The sequence below is a fragment of the Sphingomonas sp. genome (assembly GCF_039595165.1).
GTDB lineage: Bacteria > Pseudomonadota > Alphaproteobacteria > Sphingomonadales > Sphingomonadaceae > Sphingomonas.
Window position 1 is genome coordinate 50,831 of the sequence record NZ_JBCNMA010000001.1, and the last position, 17,775, is coordinate 68,605.

15 protein-coding genes are annotated in these 17,775 nt (G+C 68.5%); 6 read left to right on the forward strand and 9 right to left on the reverse strand.

Annotation, left to right across the window (positions count from 1 at the left end; translation table 11 throughout):
- Positions 1-269: 269 nt before the first annotated feature.
- Positions 270-1,616: an oligosaccharide flippase family protein gene (locus ABDV68_RS00185; RefSeq protein ID WP_343517612.1), complete on the forward strand. Its 1,347-nt coding sequence runs from the start codon at positions 270-272 to the stop codon at positions 1,614-1,616.
- Here the strand turns inward: ABDV68_RS00185 and ABDV68_RS00190 are convergent.
- From ABDV68_RS00190 to ABDV68_RS00230, 9 genes are all read right to left on the reverse strand, one after another.
- Positions 1,522-2,241 (reverse strand): response regulator transcription factor, encoded by a 720-nt coding sequence (locus tag ABDV68_RS00190; RefSeq protein WP_343517613.1) that lies wholly within the window; start codon positions 2,239-2,241, stop codon positions 1,522-1,524. The two genes, ABDV68_RS00185 and ABDV68_RS00190, sit on opposite strands and share 95 nt — an antisense overlap.
- Before the next feature lie 476 nt (positions 2,242-2,717).
- A complete protein-coding gene (locus tag ABDV68_RS00195; RefSeq protein ID WP_343517614.1) occupies positions 2,718-3,878 on the reverse strand; it encodes a glycosyltransferase family 4 protein in 1,161 nt (386 codons plus the stop codon).
- A 2-nt stretch (positions 3,879-3,880) separates the two neighbouring features.
- Complete coding sequence (locus tag ABDV68_RS00200) at positions 3,881-4,588, reverse strand: HAD family hydrolase (RefSeq protein WP_343517615.1); 708 nt, start codon at positions 4,586-4,588, stop codon at positions 3,881-3,883.
- Positions 4,585-5,601: an ATP-grasp domain-containing protein gene (locus tag ABDV68_RS00205; RefSeq protein WP_343517617.1), complete on the reverse strand. Its 1,017-nt coding sequence runs from the start codon at positions 5,599-5,601 to the stop codon at positions 4,585-4,587. Before ABDV68_RS00205 ends, ABDV68_RS00200 begins: the two co-directional genes overlap by 4 nt.
- Positions 5,601-6,287, reverse strand: a complete 687-nt coding sequence (locus ABDV68_RS00210) for a PIG-L deacetylase family protein (RefSeq protein ID WP_343517619.1) — start codon at positions 6,285-6,287, stop codon at positions 5,601-5,603. The genes ABDV68_RS00205 and ABDV68_RS00210 overlap by 1 nt, the downstream gene beginning before the upstream one ends.
- The gene (locus ABDV68_RS00215; RefSeq protein ID WP_343517620.1) at positions 6,284-7,198 is read right to left on the reverse strand and encodes a formyltransferase family protein; all 915 of its coding nucleotides are present in this window, start codon (positions 7,196-7,198) and stop codon (positions 6,284-6,286) included. The genes ABDV68_RS00210 and ABDV68_RS00215 overlap by 4 nt, the downstream gene beginning before the upstream one ends.
- The gene (locus ABDV68_RS00220) at positions 7,170-8,918 is read right to left on the reverse strand and encodes a sugar transferase (RefSeq protein ID WP_343517621.1); all 1,749 of its coding nucleotides are present in this window, start codon (positions 8,916-8,918) and stop codon (positions 7,170-7,172) included. The genes ABDV68_RS00215 and ABDV68_RS00220 overlap by 29 nt, the downstream gene beginning before the upstream one ends.
- Positions 8,915-10,156 carry a glycosyltransferase gene (locus tag ABDV68_RS00225; RefSeq protein WP_343517622.1) on the reverse strand — a complete coding sequence of 414 codons (1,242 nt, stop codon included), beginning with the start codon at positions 10,154-10,156 and terminating at the stop codon, positions 8,915-8,917. The genes ABDV68_RS00220 and ABDV68_RS00225 overlap by 4 nt, the downstream gene beginning before the upstream one ends.
- Entirely contained in the window at positions 10,153-11,235 is a 1,083-nt protein-coding gene (locus ABDV68_RS00230) for a glycosyltransferase family 4 protein (RefSeq protein WP_343517623.1), read from the reverse strand. The genes ABDV68_RS00225 and ABDV68_RS00230 overlap by 4 nt, the downstream gene beginning before the upstream one ends.
- A 520-nt stretch (positions 11,236-11,755) precedes the next feature.
- Here ABDV68_RS00230 and ABDV68_RS00235 point away from each other — a divergent pair.
- From ABDV68_RS00235 to ABDV68_RS00255, 5 genes are all read left to right on the forward strand, one after another.
- Positions 11,756-13,738, forward strand: a complete 1,983-nt coding sequence (locus tag ABDV68_RS00235; RefSeq protein WP_343517625.1) for a nucleoside-diphosphate sugar epimerase/dehydratase — start codon at positions 11,756-11,758, stop codon at positions 13,736-13,738.
- Positions 13,731-14,972, forward strand: a complete 1,242-nt coding sequence (locus tag ABDV68_RS00240; protein ID WP_343517626.1) for a DegT/DnrJ/EryC1/StrS aminotransferase family protein — start codon at positions 13,731-13,733, stop codon at positions 14,970-14,972. Before ABDV68_RS00235 ends, ABDV68_RS00240 begins: the two co-directional genes overlap by 8 nt.
- Before the next feature lie 11 nt (positions 14,973-14,983).
- Positions 14,984-15,826 (forward strand): sulfotransferase, encoded by an 843-nt coding sequence (locus tag ABDV68_RS00245; RefSeq protein WP_343517627.1) that lies wholly within the window; start codon positions 14,984-14,986, stop codon positions 15,824-15,826.
- Positions 15,823-17,106 (forward strand): O-antigen ligase family protein, encoded by a 1,284-nt coding sequence (locus ABDV68_RS00250; protein WP_343517628.1) that lies wholly within the window; start codon positions 15,823-15,825, stop codon positions 17,104-17,106. Before ABDV68_RS00245 ends, ABDV68_RS00250 begins: the two co-directional genes overlap by 4 nt.
- A 99-nt stretch (positions 17,107-17,205) precedes the next feature.
- Complete coding sequence (locus tag ABDV68_RS00255) at positions 17,206-17,766, forward strand: polysaccharide biosynthesis/export family protein (RefSeq protein ID WP_343517629.1); 561 nt, start codon at positions 17,206-17,208, stop codon at positions 17,764-17,766.
- The last annotated feature ends 9 nt before the right edge of the window (positions 17,767-17,775 follow it).

A 17,775-nucleotide genomic window follows, 5' to 3' on the forward strand; every position in this document is an offset into this window, starting at 1 on the left:
ACGAGCTTAGGCCGCGCTCAAGTCACGGATATTGGTCAGAAGGGGGAAGCGATGCGATTTCGGGTAAGAGCGGAAACGGGGAATGCCCATCCGGTTCGGTTGGAGCGTCACGCGGCTACCCCCGTGGAGCTATCCCGCTTGCTCGCCTAGGAATCGGCCGCGGCGAACGCCAGACCGACTGTCCCACGGAGCGAGCAAGGGTCTTGCAGCCTCAGACCTCACAGTCCCCTGCGACTCCCCAGGCGGACGCCACGCGGCGCGGTCCGCGCATGGCGTGGATCCTCCGTCAGGTCGCGCATCTCGCCTCCGGCAATGCCACTGCGGTCGCGATCGGCATGGTGACGCTGGCGCTGATGGCCCAGATGCTGGGGCCCGCGCTGCTCGGCCTGCTGGCGATGGTCGAGGCCTATGGCCGGTTCGTGGACCAGGTGGTCCGGCTGGAGACCTGGCAGGCGGTGATCCGCTATGGCTCCGAAGCGTTGGAGGCAGGGGACGAGCGGCGCTTCGTCGAGCTGGTCGGTTTCGGCGTGGCGCTCGATATCGTCGGAGCGCTCGCCGCCGGTGCGATCGCGCTGTTCGCGGTTCCGCTGGTCGGGGACTGGATCGGCTGGGGCGCGGAAGCCCGGGCGATGGCCAGCTTCTACGTCATCGCTGTCGCGTTCGGCATTTCGTCGACGCCGACCGGCATCCTCCGCCTGTTCGACCGCTTCGCGCTCATCGCGTGGATCGATCCGGCGCTTGCGCTGCTGCGGTTGGCGGCGGTTGCCCTGGTCTGGGCGCTCGGCGGTTCGGTGTGGGATTTGCTGGCGATCATGATTGCGGTGCCGTGCCTGCAGCGCGTGAGCCTCGCGTTCGCGGCGTGGCGCGAGCTTCGCCGGCGCGGATATCGCTGCCGACCCCGCTTCGATGCGCTGGTGGATGCGCGCAGGTTTCCAGAAATCTGGCCCTTCATCCTGTCCGCCAATGGCGCGGTGCTGGTGCGCAAGAGCACTCAGGAGCTCGACATTCTGGCGGTCGGCGCCGTCGCCGGGCCGATCGGCGCCGGCATCTACCAGCTGGTGCGCAAGTTCACGCTCACCGCGATGAAGGCCGGTGCGATGCTGCAGCAGGTGGTCTTCCCCGATCTCGCCCGGCTATGGGCACGGCGCGAGCTCGAAAGCTTCGTGGCGGCGATCCGGCAAGTCGAACTGCTCACCTTCAGCGTGGCGATCGCGTTCGTCGCCAGTGCGGTCTTCGCGGGCGACACGGCGATCCGCCTGATCGCCGGCCCCGAGTTCGAGGATGCCGCGGTACCGCTGATCGTTCAGTCGGTGGCGGCACTGCTGTTCCTCGCGGGCAGCGCGCTACGGCCCGCGTTGATGACGATGGGGCTGCAACCAAAGGTGTTCGCCATCGCCATCGCGGCGGGACTCGCATTCTTCGCGGCGCTTTATATCGCGACTCCCGCGCTGGGCGTCAGCGGCGCGGGAGTCGCCCATATCGTGTTCAACCTGGTCTGGCTGCTCGCCAGCCTGGCGCTGTTTACGAGGGCATTGCGACGGGAACATGCTGCGCTGGCAGCAGGGCCGGAAGCGGCGGCACCTGGCGCGGCGCTTCCTCCGCCAGTCCACGGCTGACCGCCCAGATCGCGGCTTGCGTGCGGTTGCGGACGCGCAGCTTGCGCAGGATCGCCTTGATATGGACCTTGACCGTTGCGTCGGCGATGCTCAGCCGGCGCGAGATCACCTTGTTCGGTTCACCGTCGATCAGGCACCGCAGAATGTCCACTTCGCGCGCGGACAGGTTGGTTCCGGTTGCCCCGCTATCCCAGCGGCGCGAAATGGCGCACGACGGCGCGCTCGCGAGCGAGCCGGCGATCTGCGAGGGAAGAACCTTCTCCCCGAGCGCGGTGAGGCGCAAGGCCCCGGCGAGCGGGTCGCAGGAAATTTCCTTTACGAGATACCCGTCGACGGCGCCGGTCGCGAACGCCCGTGAAACTTCTTCCATGCTGTATCCATCGGCCATGATCACGATGCGCGGCTTGGGACAGCGCTCGCGGACCTCGGCGCAAACGCCGAGCCCTTCGTCGATGTCGTTGGCATCGACGATCACGACGGATGGCTCGTTCTCCATATCCAGGTCATCGACGCAGGATACGGCGCAATCGACATGGAAATCCTGTTCGGCAAGGATGCGCCTTAGTCCCTCGCGGACAATCTCGTTCTTGCCAACGATGTTCACGTGGATGGGTTCGCTCGTCATAGAATACCTCCCTACCGTCACGACGATAGCCGTTTTGGATCGACCGTTTGGACGACCGGATTACTTCTATTTCCTGGGGCGACCCCAATTTGGATTTATATATCCAAAAGCAGAGCAAAAAATATCGTAGTTTAAAATGTCCTAAGATATTGTCGGAACGAGCTTTGTTGGATGACGCAGATTGAGACACATCTGCACGTTCACATCGGAATATTGTTCGATTGGTCAGTCCGGTGATGCGCTCGCTTCGATGTGGTAACGCCTCTGTCCTTTTGCATTTTCGCCATATCATCGAGCTTTGCGAGATCGACGCACGATTTCATGCTGTGCCGCGCATGAACATCAGTAGAATCCCTAGGTTCGAGCTGTCTTCGCGAAGCGTAAACTGAAATGCGACCCGGGCATTGCGAAAGGCAATGGTCCGAACTTGGATGGCGGCTTCACCTGAAGCCGCCATTCCCTTTCGGGGCACCGGGCTAGCGCGCGTGCCGGGCCGGCGAGGATTTCCGTCGGGGCCGGCTGGTCCGCTTCTCGGCAATCTCGATCGGGCCCCCCAGCGGACGAGCATGCGGGTTGGCTATGAGACCCAACCAGCTGTCGAGGATGATCCGCTCGTCGAACTGGCGCGCGCGTTCGACGGCCCTGGCGCCGAGCTGCCGGCGCCGCGTCTCCGACGACATGATCCCGCCAAGCGCCGCGGCGAGCTGCGCGGTGTCCTCGGGCGGCACCAGAATGCCGCTCACGCCCTGTTCGATCATCGCGGATGGCCCGAAATCGCAATCGGCAGCCACCACGGCGAGGCCCGCCTGCATCGCCTCGCCGACGACATTGGCGAACCCTTCGTAGCGGGACGAGAGCACGAACATGCTGGCGGCGCTGATCCATTCGCCGTGCCGCGCGGTGCTGCCCGGAAGGCGCACCCGGTCCTGAAGGCCATGTTTCCGTACCAGCGCCTCGAGCGATGCTCGTTCCGGTCCTTCGCCGAAGATGAGCAGGGTCCAGTCCGGAAAGCGGCCGGCGATCCCGGCGAACGCCGCGATCAGCAGGTCGAAACCCTTCTGCTCCGTCAGGCGGCCCACCGCCACCAGCTGGGGTGCGCCCTCCCGTCGCGACTGGAAGGGGAGTGATGGAATCGGGTTGGGGATGACGACCGCTCGCGACTTGTCCGCGATCGGCAGCCGCGCCTTGCCCTGCTCCGTGAGCATCACGATCGCGGCGGCGCGCGGATAGAGGTTGCGCAGCGCGAAATGCCAGAAGGGATGCGCGGGCTGGCGATCCGGATTGTTGCGCTCGGATACGATGACGGGCGTGCGCCTGCCGAGCATGGCAATCAGGGTCAGCGTGTTGATCTTGGTGAGGAAGGATACGACGACGTCGAACCGCTTCGCGGAGAGCGCACGCCGAAGCGCGTACAGCCGATGCGCGCCACGGAGGAAGCTGGAGACGCGGCCGCTTTTCGTCGACAGGCCGAGGCGCACGAGCTCCACGCGCGGATCGATGGCATGGAAGATCGGATCCTCGGGCGCGTCGAAGGTGATCACGGTCGCTTCCCACCCGCGATCTGCCGCGGCGCCGGCGATCCCGCTGATCACGCGTTCCGCGCCGCCCGCACCCAGCGCCGACAGGACGAATGCCACCCTCATGCGCGAAGCCGCATGGGAGCGGGGTCGAACAGCTCCTCGACCCGCCGCGGCGTCAGTTCGCGCAACGAGCGGATATGGATGTCGGCACGATGCGCGTCGCTGGGCGGGGTCCGCGAATGGACCGCGCGGGCCCGGTCGATCTGGACCGTCGCCCAGCCGAGCGCGCGCGGTGCGAGGAAGTCCTTCGCTGGATTGTCCGCGACATAGACGAAGCGGCGCGATCGCCCGCGATGCGCGGTTTCGACGGTCTCGAACGCGCGCCGGTGCGGCTTCCAGAATGCGCGGCCCCAATCGTCGGTGAAGATGACGGGGTCGAAACCGTAGCGGGACAGGCCGAGCGCGCCTGCCTTGCGCCGCTGGGTGACGCCGAAGCCGTCGCTGATCAGCGCCAGGCCGCAACCGTGATCGCCGGTCAGGAAGGCGCGGGCGTCCGCGGCGAGGCGGATGCGGGGGATATGATCACGATAGACGGCCACCATCGCGGCGATCGTCGCCGGATCCGCAGCCGCGCCGATCTCGGCCAGAGTCGTATCGAACAGCCTCTCGCGGTGCCCGGCGTTCCACAATCGGGTGGCCGCCCCGGCAAAGCCGTACACGCCGAGCTGCCACTGTACCCACACATCGACCGAACGGATGCCGCTGCGCACATAGTCGCACTCGCGATAGAGCGTGTCGTCGAGATCGAAGACGATCGTGATGTTCATAGCGTGACGAAGATCGCGGCGTCGAACCGCAGCATCGCGACTCCCGCCGTCCATCTGTTCGCGGCGGTGCTGGGCAGCCCGAGCCGCTCCTCGATCAGCCAGCGGGCGAAGCTCGCCCCGGCATAGTCGGCGAGCGGGTAGCCGCCGCCGAAGCGGGCGTTGATCTCGAACACCTTGGCGCTGCCGTCAGCCGCGATGATCGCCTGGTAGCAGAGCGCGCCATATGGCCCGGGCAGGCAAGCGGCCATCTTCTCCGCGATCTCGATCAATTGCGGCTGCCAGCCGGTCACGCCTTTCTCGACTTCGCCGGCGCGGACCTGGACTCGGCGGTGCGGCACCACCGAGCGCAGGGCGCCCGCGCCGTCGAAATAGACATTGACCGTCCATTCCTCGCCCTCGAGCAGCTCCTGCACGATCATCGGCTCGGTTTCAGTGCCGGGCAGCTCGGCGAGGCTGTCGATCCGGGTGATCGCGCGTCCGGCACTGCCGTGGCGCGGCTTGACGATCGCCGGCCCGTTCCAGTCCTGCGCGCCGGCCAGCGCCAGATCAACGGTTCGCGGAACCGGGATCCCGTGCCGGGCGAGGAAGGTCGCGGTGTCGAGCTTGTCGCGACAGATCTCGATCACCGGAACGCCGCTTACCGAGACGGTCGTCCCTGCCGCAGCCAACCGTTCGCGCGCCGCGGCGAGCGGCAGCAGCTCCGGGTCGATCGTCGGCACCGCGAGACCGACATCGTGCTCGCGGCAGATCTCCTCGATCGCTGGAATGTAGTCGGGGTCGTCCGCGTAGGGCACCCGCACCGCGAGATCGGCAAGCCGGCAGGCGGCGCTCCACTCGGGCTGCACGTCGCAGGCGATGATCCGCAGGTCGACATGCAGGTCGGCCGCGGCGCGCCGGAACGCCCGCAACAGGCTGACGCGCCGCCCGGCCGAGCAGAGCAGCATCGTCAACTGCCGGTCGTGGCCCGTTTCCGGCGGGATCTCCAGCGCCTGGTCGGCGATGAGCTGGTGCATCACAAAATCTCCCGGATGAGGAGGAACGCTTCCGCCGCTTGCCGATGAACGGTGGCGCCGCGAAGGGTGGCGAGCGCGCGCAGTGCTTCGGGCGAACGCTCGTTGGGAAAGGTGCGGCATTGCGATCGATAGCAGGCGAAGGCGTCGAGCTTGCGCTCGAGCGTCTCGTGGATGTCGATGAAGACGTTCGGGACGAACGACGGCTCGACATGCGGCGCCGACCAGTTCGTCTCCGATAGTGTCTCATAAGTGTAAATTTTGGTCGGATAGGCCCAGCTGTGCGGCCGTGCGGCGACGAGCGCGGAGCGGAAGACGAGCTGGTGGTCGAGATGGATGTCGCCGACGAAGGGCAGGAACAGTGTGTCCGGCTCGACCTCGCCGAACAGCGCGCCCATCGCGGCGTTGAGCTCGGCATGAGGGACGCGGTCGAGCTCGGCGGCGGGATGGTCGAGATAATGCGTCCGCGCGACGCCGAGCAATGCGTGCGCCGCCGCGGCCTCCTGCCGCACGCGCTCGACATCCGCTTCGCGATAGCGCGGCGCCGCGCCGCGGGTGACGATCGCGACATGGACGTCGTGGCCGTCCGCGGCGAGGCGCGCGATCGTGCCGCCGCATCCGAGCACTTCGTCATCGGGGTGCGGCGCGACCACCAGGACCGTGCCCATATCGGCGATAGGATCGGTCATGCGCCGGCTCCGAGCACGCTGTGCAGCGCGGGCGCGCGCGGGGCCGCCGTCTCGAACTCGACGATGTGCAGCGCGCGTCCGTCGCCGCAGCGCACCGCGAAGCCCTCCGCGTCGTGCAGGATCACCTGGCCGGGGCTCGCGTGCTGGCGATCGGCGCAAGCGCAGGCGCGCGCCGACCAGATCGTGATGCGGTCGCCGCCCGCCTCGGAGAAGGCGCCCGGATAAGGCCGCCCCACGGCGCGCACCAGCCGCTCGATCTCCTCCGCCGGCGCGCGCCAGTCGATCCGCCCGTCGCTCGGGCGGCGGCGCGTCGCCCAGGTCGCGACGGCCTCGTCCTGCGCGTCGCCCGGAACCGGCCCCCGCGCGAGTCGTGGCAGCAACTCGCGCAGCATCGCGTCGAGCACGGCCATGTGCTTGGCGTAGAGCGTCGCGGCGGTCTCGCCCGGCGCGACATGGAAGAAGCGCTGGGCCAGCAGCGGCCCGCTGTCGATCCCGTCGTCGATCCAGAACAGGCTGGAGGCGGTGATCTTCTCGTCGAGCAGGATCGTCCACGGGATCACCGCCCGTCCGCGCAACCGGGGCAGGGGGGCGGGGTGATAGCCGACCACGCGTCCCCCCGCGGCGGCGCGGAACTCGGGGCCGCAGATCTGCGACCAGCCGATGACGAACACGATGTCGGCGGCGATCCTCCGCATTTCCTCGAGAAACGCCGGCGCATTGCATTGCGCGACGGGGATCAGCGATGCGCCGTGCCGAGCGGCAACCGGCGCGAGGTCGACGAAATCCGAATGCCGCGCGGCGAGCTCGGGCGGGAGCGTCGCGATCGCGGCGAGGTCCCAGCCCGGAGTTCCGGCGATCGCGTTGGCGGCGACGCGCGTGCCCTCAACCGCGCCGATCAGCAGCGCGCGCATACGCCCTCCCGATGCTGAGGCCGTCGATGCGCTCGCCCTGGGCAACCGTGGAGAAGGTGCGAAGGATGATCCTGGCGTCGCGCGCGAGCGAGCGGTTGTCGATGTACCAGAGGTCGAGTGCGAGCTTGTCGGCGTCGCTGAGCAGCGCGTTGCCGTTGACCTGCGCCCAGCCGGTGAGCCCTGGCCGGACCTCGCCTCGGCGCTTCCCGCGCGCTCCCATCGCGTCGACCGTCTCGGGCAGGAGCGGCCGCGGCCCGACAAAGCTCATCTCGCCGCGGAGGATGTTCCAGAGCTCCGGCAATTCGTCGAGCCGGCTGCGCCGCAGGAGCTTGCCGAAGGGCGTGAGACGCGCTTCGTCCGGAAGGGGCGGGCTGTCCGTGTCGAGGTCGCGCATCGAGCGGAACTTGACGAGCTCGAACGCCCGTCCGCCCTCGCCCGCGCGGCGCTGGCGGAACAGCACCGGCCGTCCCAGCATGAGCGCGACCGCGCCGGCGATCAGCAGCAGGAATGGCGCAGCCGCCACCAGCGCCAGCGCCGCCAACCCCCGCTCGGCGAGCCGATGGTCGCTCAGCGCGCGGCGCGCGGACCGTGGGGGCGGGGCGCCGGTGAGGCCCATCTCGCCGAGCAGCTGCGCATTGACCTTGTCGACGCGGAAATGTTGCTGCGCCAATTGTCGCGAATGCGCGCCCATCGACCGCACCAGCGCGGGATCGGCGGCGAGCTGCGCCATCGCCTCGGCCAGCGCAGGGACATTACGCGGCGGGACGAGCAGCCCGTTCTCGCCCGGCAGGACGGTTTCTCGGCAGCCCGGCGTATCGGTGGTGATCACCGGCCGCCCGGTCGCCAGGGCTTCGAGGATCGTCCGCGGTAGCCCCTCGCGGTACCAAGTGGGCAGCACGAAAACGCTCGCCTGGGCGAGCCTGGGACGGACGTCGCGCGTTGCGCCGAGATATTCGATACCCTGCGCACGCCATGCGTCGACCTCTTCGGCGAGAAACCCGGCGGGACCCGGCTCGTGCGGGCCGAGGATCTGGAACCGCGCATCGGGATGCCGGTCGCGGATCGCAGCGGCCGCCGCGACGAACTCGCCGATCCCCTTGTTACGCATCAGCCGGGCGATGAGGAGGAAGACCGGCGGTCCGTCCGGGATCGGCACGTGCCGGAATTCGGAGGTGTCGATCCCCGAGCCCGGAACCTGGACGATACGGCGGTCGCGCCCGACGATGCCGTGGTGGCGCATCTCGTCGGCGTCATCCGCGTTGAAGACGAAGATTCCGGCCGCCCGCGCGACCGCCACACGGTAGAGCAGCGAGATCAGCCGCCGCAGCGGCCATGGCGTCGATGCATCGTCCGAATAGACGTGCCCGAGGCCGCTCACCATCGCGAAGAAGCGCGCGTCGCCGCCCGCCAGCCGCGCGGCGATGCCGCCATAGACGATCGGCTTCTGCGTATAAGCGAGAATCAGGTCAGGCGCTTCGGCGCGGATGGTCTTGATCAGCGCGCGGAGCGTGGCGAGGTCGCGCCACGGATTCGTCCCCGCGCGATCCATCGGCACCTGCCGAAAGCGGACGTGCATCGCCGCCAGCTCGGCGATCGTCGCCGCATCCTCGTCGGGGGCGCAAGCGACGACGTCATGGCCCTCGGCCACCATCTCGCGCAGCAGGGGGCCCCGGAAATTGACCAGGGAGTAAGCGAGGCTGGCAAGCACCAGGACCTTCATGCCCGGCCCACCCCGGCATCGCTCGCAAGCGTGCCCGCGCTGGCCGGGGCGGCGTCCATGGTCGTTCGCGCGATCGCGCTGGCGTAGAGCCGGCGATACTGCACCGCGATGTCGTTGATGTCGAAATGGGTGACGGCGCGCGCGCGTCCGGCCGCCCCGATGTTGCGCCGCGCATCATCGTCCAGCGCCGCGAGCCGTTCGAGCGCCGCGCCCATCGCCTCGGCATCGCGCGGCGGGACGATCAGGCCGCCCTCGCCGATCACCCAGGCGCTGTCGCCGACATCGGTGGCGACGCACGGCACGCCGCACGCCATCGCTTCGCCGAGGATATTGGGAAACGCCTCGCCCCAGGCGGAGGAGAGCGCCAGCAGGTCGAGCCCCGGCAGCCATTCGGCGATGTCGGTCCGCTCGCCAGCGAGCGTCACCGCGTCGGCGGGCAGGCACTCCGCGATCGCCCGCCGCAGCGCGCCGTCGGGCCGGTCCATTCCCGGCCCGACCAGGAGCAGCCGCAGGTCGTGACCCGCGGCTCGCGCGCGTGCGATCGCGCGGACCAGCATCGCATGGTCCTTCATCGGGTGGTTGCGCGCGACCATGCCGACCAGCATGCCGTCGCCGGAAACCTCGAGCAGCGCGCGCAGCCGCTCGCGTGCTGCCGGATCGGGGCGGTAGCGGGCCAGGTCGAAGCCATTGGGGATATGGATCGCGCGCGACGGGTCGAAGCCGATCGCCGCATGTTCCTTGGCCGCGGTGCGCGAATTGTAGATGATGCCGTCGACCGAGCGCGACAGCCGCGCGCTGAGCGCGAACAGCGCGCGGTTGCTGCGCTTCTCGACGCGCGGATCGGCCAGCGAATGGCGCACGTTCCACAGCACCGGAACCTTCCGGCCGGCAATCAGGCTCGCCACGCTGGCGGCGAGATTGCCATGGTACATCCAGCCCTGGAGAATGTCGGGCCGCAGCATCGCGGTGATGCGGAGCAGCCGGAGCGTGGCGATCGGGCCGGGAGTCCCGCGCGTCATGCCCAGCGTGTAGGTCGGGCAGCCGGTCTCCCGCAGGCGCGGCGCGAACGTGCCGGGCCGCATCAGCGAGAGCACCGCCGGCCGCGCGCATTTGCGCTTGGCCGCGCTGACCTCGATCAGCTTGACCAGCATCGCCTGGGCGCCGCCGACGTCAAGGCTGGTCGTGACATGCTGCACGAGCCCGGGCATCGCGGCCGGACAATTGAATGGCGCCGTCATGCTGCGAGCACCTCCCGATAGATTGCGGTGACCTTCTTCACATGATGCTCGACGCTGAACTTGCGCAGCGCCTCCTGGCGGGCGCGATGCGCGATCGTCTCCGCCAGATCGGGGTGGTCGATCAGCTCGAGCACGTGCGCGGCGAGATCGGCGGGATCGTCGGCGCGCGCGAGCAGGCCGGTGCCGCGGTTGCGGATCGCCTCGAGATTGCCGCCGGACGCCGCCGCCACGACCGGCGTGCCGACCAGCATCGCCTCGACCAGCGTGCGCCCGAACGGCTCCTCCACCGCGGGCACCACGAGCATGTCGCTCGCGGCCAGCCAGGGCTCGATCGGGCGGAGAAAGCCCATGATCCGAATGTGATCCGCCACGCCGATCTCGGCGATGCGGGCGCGGATGCGCGCCTCGATGCCCGGCTCGAACTCCTCGCCGAACATCAGCCCGACCAGGCGCAGGTCGGGCCGCAGCCGGCGCAGCGCGGCAATGGTCTCGACGAAGACGAGCGGGCGCTTGCGCGCGGAGAACTGGCCGAGAAAGGCGAGGACGATGGTGTCCGGCTCCACGCCGAGGCGGGATTCGAGCGTCCTGCGCGCGGCCTCGCGATCGATCTGCGCGATCGAGGTGTCGAACGGGCTGTGAACAACTGAGGATTTGCCGTGCGCCGACCACAGGCCGGGATGGGGGGAGGCGAAGTTCGAGACGCAGAGCACGCGGCTGGCCGATAGCGGCGCCTGCGTGCGCAGCCCCATGGCGCGGGGATTGCCGCGATGATGCCAGATATGTTCCGCGCCGGCGAGCCGCGTCGGCAGCGACCAGGTCGCGTGCATCGGCCCCTCGTTGGTGTGCACGATGCGGATGTCGTGCGCGTGCAGGAAAGCCCGCATCCGCAGCACGTCGCGCGGGAGTTGCGCGATCCTGGCGAGCGTGACGCGCTCGCCGGGCTGCCACACATGCACGTCGGGCGCGGGCGCGAAGCGGACGTCGGCGCCTTCGACGAACGCACGCAAGGGCCCTTCCACGTCGTGCAGGAGCACGATCGGCTCGAACTCCGACATGTCCAGCGACTGGACCAGCTTCATTGCCGAGACGTGGCTCCCCCCGACCAGGCGTCCAGCGAAGGGAAAGCAGATCCGCGTCCGCCGCGGATGGGCGTGATGCGAATGATGACCCTGTTCGCGCCCTTGAAGCGTCGCGATGGCGCCTTCGGGAACAGCTGCGGTTCGTCGCTCGAGATTCATCGATCGCCTGGCCCCACTGTTCAAAACACATGGGATTGTCGCGCATCGAACCCGTGCCCTCCACGGCAACTTCGGACATTGCCCAAAGGAATCAGGGCCGCGCACCGAAAGATTTTTCGCCGATCCGCAAAACGGGGGCGGCCGCGAACTCGGGCTATGCCGTCGACCGTCGGATGATCTGCTTGCCCCACGCCCGATCAAGAAGAGGTAGGCGGCCGGCTAAAAGGCGATCGGCCTGTCCTTTTGAACGCAATCTCTATGCCCGGCTTATTGCGCTCCGGCTTCAAGGTTAACTTTTCCCGACCACAGACATCGCGAGCGCAGGCAGCCGCCGGTGCTCGTGTCGCGACGGGGCAGCGGCATGACCATAAGCTTGGAACATCGGACTTCGTCTCTTGCGCGCGCGTCGCTCATCTATCTGATCGACGGCGTAATCGCGGCCATTTCGCTGGTCGCGGCGATCAGCCTGCGCGTTGGCTCGCTGCGCGCCGAGCAGGTGCTGGCGGAGCACCGCGCCGCTCTGCCCTTGTTCGTCGCGGTCGCGCTCGTCACCTTCGCCGCGATGCGGCTGCACCGGCAGGTCTGGCGCTATTCGTCGACCGACGAGATCTTCGGGATCATCAAGGCGGCGAGCGTCGCGGTGTTCGCCTATGTCGCGCTGCTGATCGTGATCGGCGGCGCCGACTGGCTGCCGCGGTCGATCCCGGTCATCCAGTGGCTCGTGCTCGTCGTGCTGATGGGCGGCGCGCGCATGGCGCGACGCCTCGCGGCGGAGTATCTGGGCGGGCGCTTCCATCCGCCCGCCGCGACGGCGCATCCGGAGCATGCCAAGCGCTCGGCGCTGCTGTTCGGATCGAGCGACGATATCGAGCAGCTCCTGCGCCAGCTCGAGCGCGAGCCCGATGCGGGGTTCCGCGCGGTCGGGATCCTCGACGAGACCGGTGCGCATACCGGGGCGCGCCTGCGCGGGGTTGCCGTGGTCGGGCGGCCGGCGGACCTCTCGCGCGTGGTCGGCAACCTCGCCGCGAAGGGCGAGCGTCCGGCCTGCCTGATCTTCGCCGGCCCGGTCGAACGGCTGCAGCGGATGGCGATGGTCGACATCATCGCGCAGGCGCAGAGCCTCGATCTGGAGATCGCTTATCGCCCGGGCTTCATCGGCTTCGCGCCGGAGCCTGGCGCCACGCTCGACTTCCGTTTCCTCAACGTCGCCGACTTGCTCGGGCGCGCGCAGGCCCCGCTCGACGGGCGCGCGGTCGCCGGGATGATCGCCGGGCGCCGCATCCTCGTCACCGGTGCCGGCGGCACGATCGGACGCGAGCTGGTGCGCCAGATCGCCGAGTTCGCACCCGCGCAGCTCGTCCTGCTCGATGCGAACGAATTCAACCTCTACGACGTCGATCTCGAGATGCGGGAGAACCACCCGCAGCTGTCACGCACGCCCGTGCTTTGCTCGATCCGTCAACGCAAGCAGTTGATGCAGGTGTTCGCCGAGCATCGCCCCGAGCTGGTCTTCCACGCCGCGGCGCTCAAGCACGTACCGCTGGTCGAGCTGCACCCGTCCGCGGGGATTCAGACCAATGTGCTGGGGACGCGCAACGTCGCCGATGCCGCGCGCCGCTACGGCGCGCGCGCGATGGTGCAGGTGTCGACCGACAAGGCGGTCAACCCGGTCGGGTTCATGGGCGTCACCAAGCGGCTCGGCGAGCTCTATTGCCAGGCGCTCGACATGGCGAGCCGGGGCGATCCCGCCGCGCCGCGCTTCATCACGGTGCGCTTCGGCAACGTGTTGGGATCGAGCGGCTCGCTGATCCCGCTGTTTCAGCGCCAGCTGAGCCGGGGCGGGCCGCTCACCGTCACCCATCCGGAGATCGAGCGCTTCTTCATGACCGTGCACGAAGCGGTTCAGCTGATCCTGCAGAGCGCATCGCGCGGGCTGCGCGACGGCATGCATCACGGTCGCATCTTCGTGCTCGATATGGGCGATCCGATCCGCGTGATCGACATCGCGCGGCGGATGATCCGGCTGGCCGGGCTCGATCCCGAGATCGATGTCGGGATCGACATCATCGGATTGCGGCCAGGCGAGAAGCTCTACGAGGAGCTATTCGACGTCGAGGAGGAGCGGTTGCCGTCGTCGATCCCGGGCGTGTTCGAGGCGGAGCCACGGCCGATTCCGCTGCGGACGCTGAACAAGGCGTTCGATGCGCTCGAGCGCGCCAGCGACGAAGCCGATGACAAGGCATGCGTCGTCATCGCCACGGGCCTGCTCGACCGGAAGGAAGCGCTCGTCGCTGAGGTCACCACGACCCCTACCGCCCGCCTGGAGGTCATAGCGCATGGCTGAGGTAGCCGTCTCGCTCGCTCCGCAGCAGCGTCCCGTCGCGCCGACCAAAGCGCGGGTCGGCGATCCGATCCGGTCGCGCTGGCCGGTCCATGACGAGGACGAGATCGCCGCCGTCACCGCCGTGCTGCGCAGCGGCAAGGTCAACGCCCTGCACCATGGCGAGCAGACGCGCGCGTTCGAACAGGCCTTTGCCGAACGCTGCCGCGCGCCGCACGCCATCGCGGTGGCGAACGGCACGCTGGCGCTGGAGCTGGCACTCCGCGCGCTCGGCATCGGGCCCGGGCATGAGGTCGTGGTGCCCGCACGCAGCTTCATGGCGTCGGCGAGCTGCGTCGCCGCCGTGGGGGCGACGCCGGTCTTCGCCGACATCGATCCCGACTCGCAAGCGATCAACCCGCACACGATCGCCGCTGCGCTCACGCCGCGGACGCGCGCGATCATCGTCGTGCATCTCGCCGGCTGGCCCGCGCCGATGCAGGAGATCATGGTGCTCGCCCGCGCGATTGGGCTGCTCGTGATCGAGGATTGCGCGCAAGCGCATGGCGCGCTGCACGATGGCGCGCCGGTCGGCGCGAACAGCGACGCCGCGGCCTTCTCGTTCTGCACCGACAAGATCATCTCGACCGGCGGCGAGGGCGGCATGCTGGTGCTGCACGAGGATGCGGTGTGGGAGCGCGCTTGGGCATATAAGGATCACGGCAAGTCGCCGCATGCCGGCGCGGCGATGGGCCCGCCGGGCACCTTCCGCTGGCTGCACGGCAGCCTCGGCAGCAACTATCGTGCGACGGAGATGCAGTCGGCGATCGGGCTGTGCCAGCTCGCCAAGCTCGACGACTGGATCGCGGCGCGCCAGCGCAACGCGCACATCCTCAATGCCGCGCTGGCGCCGCTGGCGGCCGCAAGACTGACGTTGCCGCCGTCGAACGTTCGCCACGCCTATTACAAATATTATGCCTTCGTGCACCCCGAGCGGCTGGCGCCGGGCTGGTCGCGCGATCGCATCGTCGGCGAGTGCATTGCCGCCGGGGTGCCGTGCGGCACCGGCAGCTGCCCCGAAATCTACCGCGAGCAAGCCTTTGTCGGTAGCCCGTCCGTACCGTTGAATCCGCTGCCTGTTTCCCGAAGGTTGGGCGAGACCAGCATGATGCTGCCGGTCGATCCCACGCTCGATGCCGATACGGTCGAGCGGATGGGGGCGATCGTCGCATCGGTGATCGAACGCGCCACCGCCTGACGGGGACATATATGGATTCGCCGCCGCTCCCGCAGTTGATCGTGATCGGCGCCGCCAAGGCCGCGACGACCTGGATCGCGCACCAGCTCCGCACGCGGCCGGACGTGTGCATGCCAGGCCCCGAGCCGCATTATTTCAGTCGTGAGTTCGATCGCGGCGAGGCGTGGTACCGGTCGTTGTTCGCCGACGCCCGACCGGGGCAGCTGGTCGCAGAGAAGTCCGCCGACTATCTCGCCCATCCCAAGGCGCCCGCGCGCATCGCGGCCTTGGTGCCCACGGTCCAGCTGATCGCGCAGCTGCGCAATCCGGTGGAACGGGCCTATTCCGATTACTGCATGCTGTTCCGCCGGGGGCAGGTCGACGGCGACGTCGATCGCTATCTCGACGGCCGGCGCACGACCGAGCGGCGCTTCCTCGAGGACGGGCTGTACGGCCGGCACATCCGCCGCTTCCTTGACCATTTCCCGCAAGCGCAGCTCAAGGTCATCCTGCACGACGAGATCAAGCGCGATCCCGCGGCGGTGGCGGCGGACGTGCTGCACATGCTCGGCCTGCCGCCGCGTGTCGACGGCGAGGCGATCGAGCGGCGCGTTAACGACGGGGCATCGGCGCTCGTCCCGCTCGCGCTGCGGCGGCTGCCCGCGCCAGTGAAGCGGCTCGCTGATCCACTGCGCGGCAAACCGTTGTTCGAGCGCGCGCGCCGGCTGATCGCGCGACCGGTACGCTATCCGCCCTTGTCCGACGACACGCGCAAGCGGCTCGCCGATTTCTACAGCGAGGATATCGACCAGCTCGCCCGCACGCTCGGACGCGACCTCGGTGCCTGGACGAAACCAGCACTGGCCGTCCAATGACCCATGTCGGGACCGCCTCGCCCGACTGGGTGATCGAGGACCAGGACCGGACGCCATACCATCATGCGATGCTCCGGCTGGCCGGGCCCGTGCTCCTCGCCGCGGTGTTCCTCGCGCCCTATGTCACCTGGCGTATCCTGCCGTCCTATCTGTTCACCTTCAGCGATGCGCTCTTCTGCCTCGCAGCGGTGTTGCTGCTCGCCGGGCGCGGGATCGCGATCCGTCCGCTGCAAGGCTGGTGGGCGCTGTGGATGCTGGGGCTGAGCGGCCTGCTGCTCGGCTTCTTCATCGGCAGCGTCGTCAATGGCGATGCGCTGCGCTGGATCATCGTCGCGGCCCAGTACAGCTTCGCCTTCGCGCTGCTGCCGGCGCTCATGCTGCGCGAGCGGCGGTCCTCGCTGGTCGCGGCCGCGCTGGCGCTGGTCGCCGGCGTCACCGCGATGGAGCTGTTCGGATCGGTCGTCTACCACGCGACAGGTGCTTCCTATGGTGCAGCCAAGCGCTTCGGATTCGAGTTCATCACCGGCGCGCACCGGCTCGGCGCGTTCATGGCCGACGCCAATTGGAACGCGGCGATGATCGCGATGACGACTCCGTTCGTCCTCTATCTCGCACGGATCGGGCGGCTGAACATGATCGTCGCCTTCGCCGCGCTCGGCATCCTGTGTTCGGGCCTGCTGCTGTCGGGCTCGTTCACCGGTTTCACCAGCACCGCGATCGGCATCGTGGCGTTCCTGATCCTCGACTGGGGCAAGCGGTCGATCGGCATGCTGTTCGGCATCATCGCGCTGGCGAGCGCGATGCTCGCCACCGGCGTGGCGCTGCCCACGGCGTTCCAGAACCGCGTGGCGATCGCGCTCGAGGCCGGCGACATCAGCCGCGCCGGCACCTTCGCCGGCCGGATGGAGCTGGTCGAAGAAGCCTGGGGCATCGTCGGCGACACCACTTTCGTGGGGTTGGGCGTCGACCAGTATCGCGTGGTCAGCGGGGACCGGGCGCCGGTGCACAATATCTACCTGCTCGCCTGGGCCGAGGGCGGGCTATTGTCGCTGATCGGCTGGCTGCTGATGATGCTGGTGCCGCTGTCGATCGCGATGCGCACCTTCGCCTATGACCGCGCTGCAGCGGCGCTGGTCATCGCCGTCGCGCTGCCTTTCCTGATCTTCTCCAACGCCGCGCCGCACATGTATGCGCGCAGCTGGGTGGTGCCCTTGATCCTGGCGCTCGGCGTCGCCCTCACGCGTCCCTCGACCGAGGTGATGGCGGTCCGCGAGGGCTAGCCCATTTGGGGCGTCCGCTGCCCACCATGCGTTCCCCAAGGGACAGGTCGAACCGGTAAACTCGCGCCACTGCCCTGCAATCAGGAAGGGGGAATTGCCGTGAACCGCCGAACGCTGTTGAGTGGCATCTGCGCATTGCCCGTGGCGGCATGCTCACAAGCCTATTCCGATCTGCCCGTCGCGAGCGCCGGCTCCGCCACGCGTTACACGCTCGGGCCCGGCGATTCGATCAAGGTCGCGGTCTATGGCTTCGACGCGATGGCCGGGAGCTATACCGTCAGCGACGCGGGGACGATCTCGCTGCCGATGCTGAGCACGCTGCAGGTCGCCGGCAAGTCGGCGCCCGAGCTCGAGACCGAGATCGCGGGCGTTCTGCGCACGCGCGAGCTGGCGCCCAACGCCAATGTCAGCGTGCAGGTGGAGAAATATCGTCCCTTCTACATCCTCGGCGAAGTCCAGCGCCCCGGCCAATATCCCTATGTGCCGGGCATGACCGTGCTCACCGCGGTGTCGATCGCGGGCGGCTACACCTTCCGGGCGAACAAAAAGGTGGCCAGCGTCGACCGGATGAACGGCGGCGCGCGTGCCAAGGCACGGCTCGACGCCGATTCGCAGGTGCTGCCCGGCGACACGATCGTCGTTCCCGAAGCCTGGTTCTGAGGGAGCCGG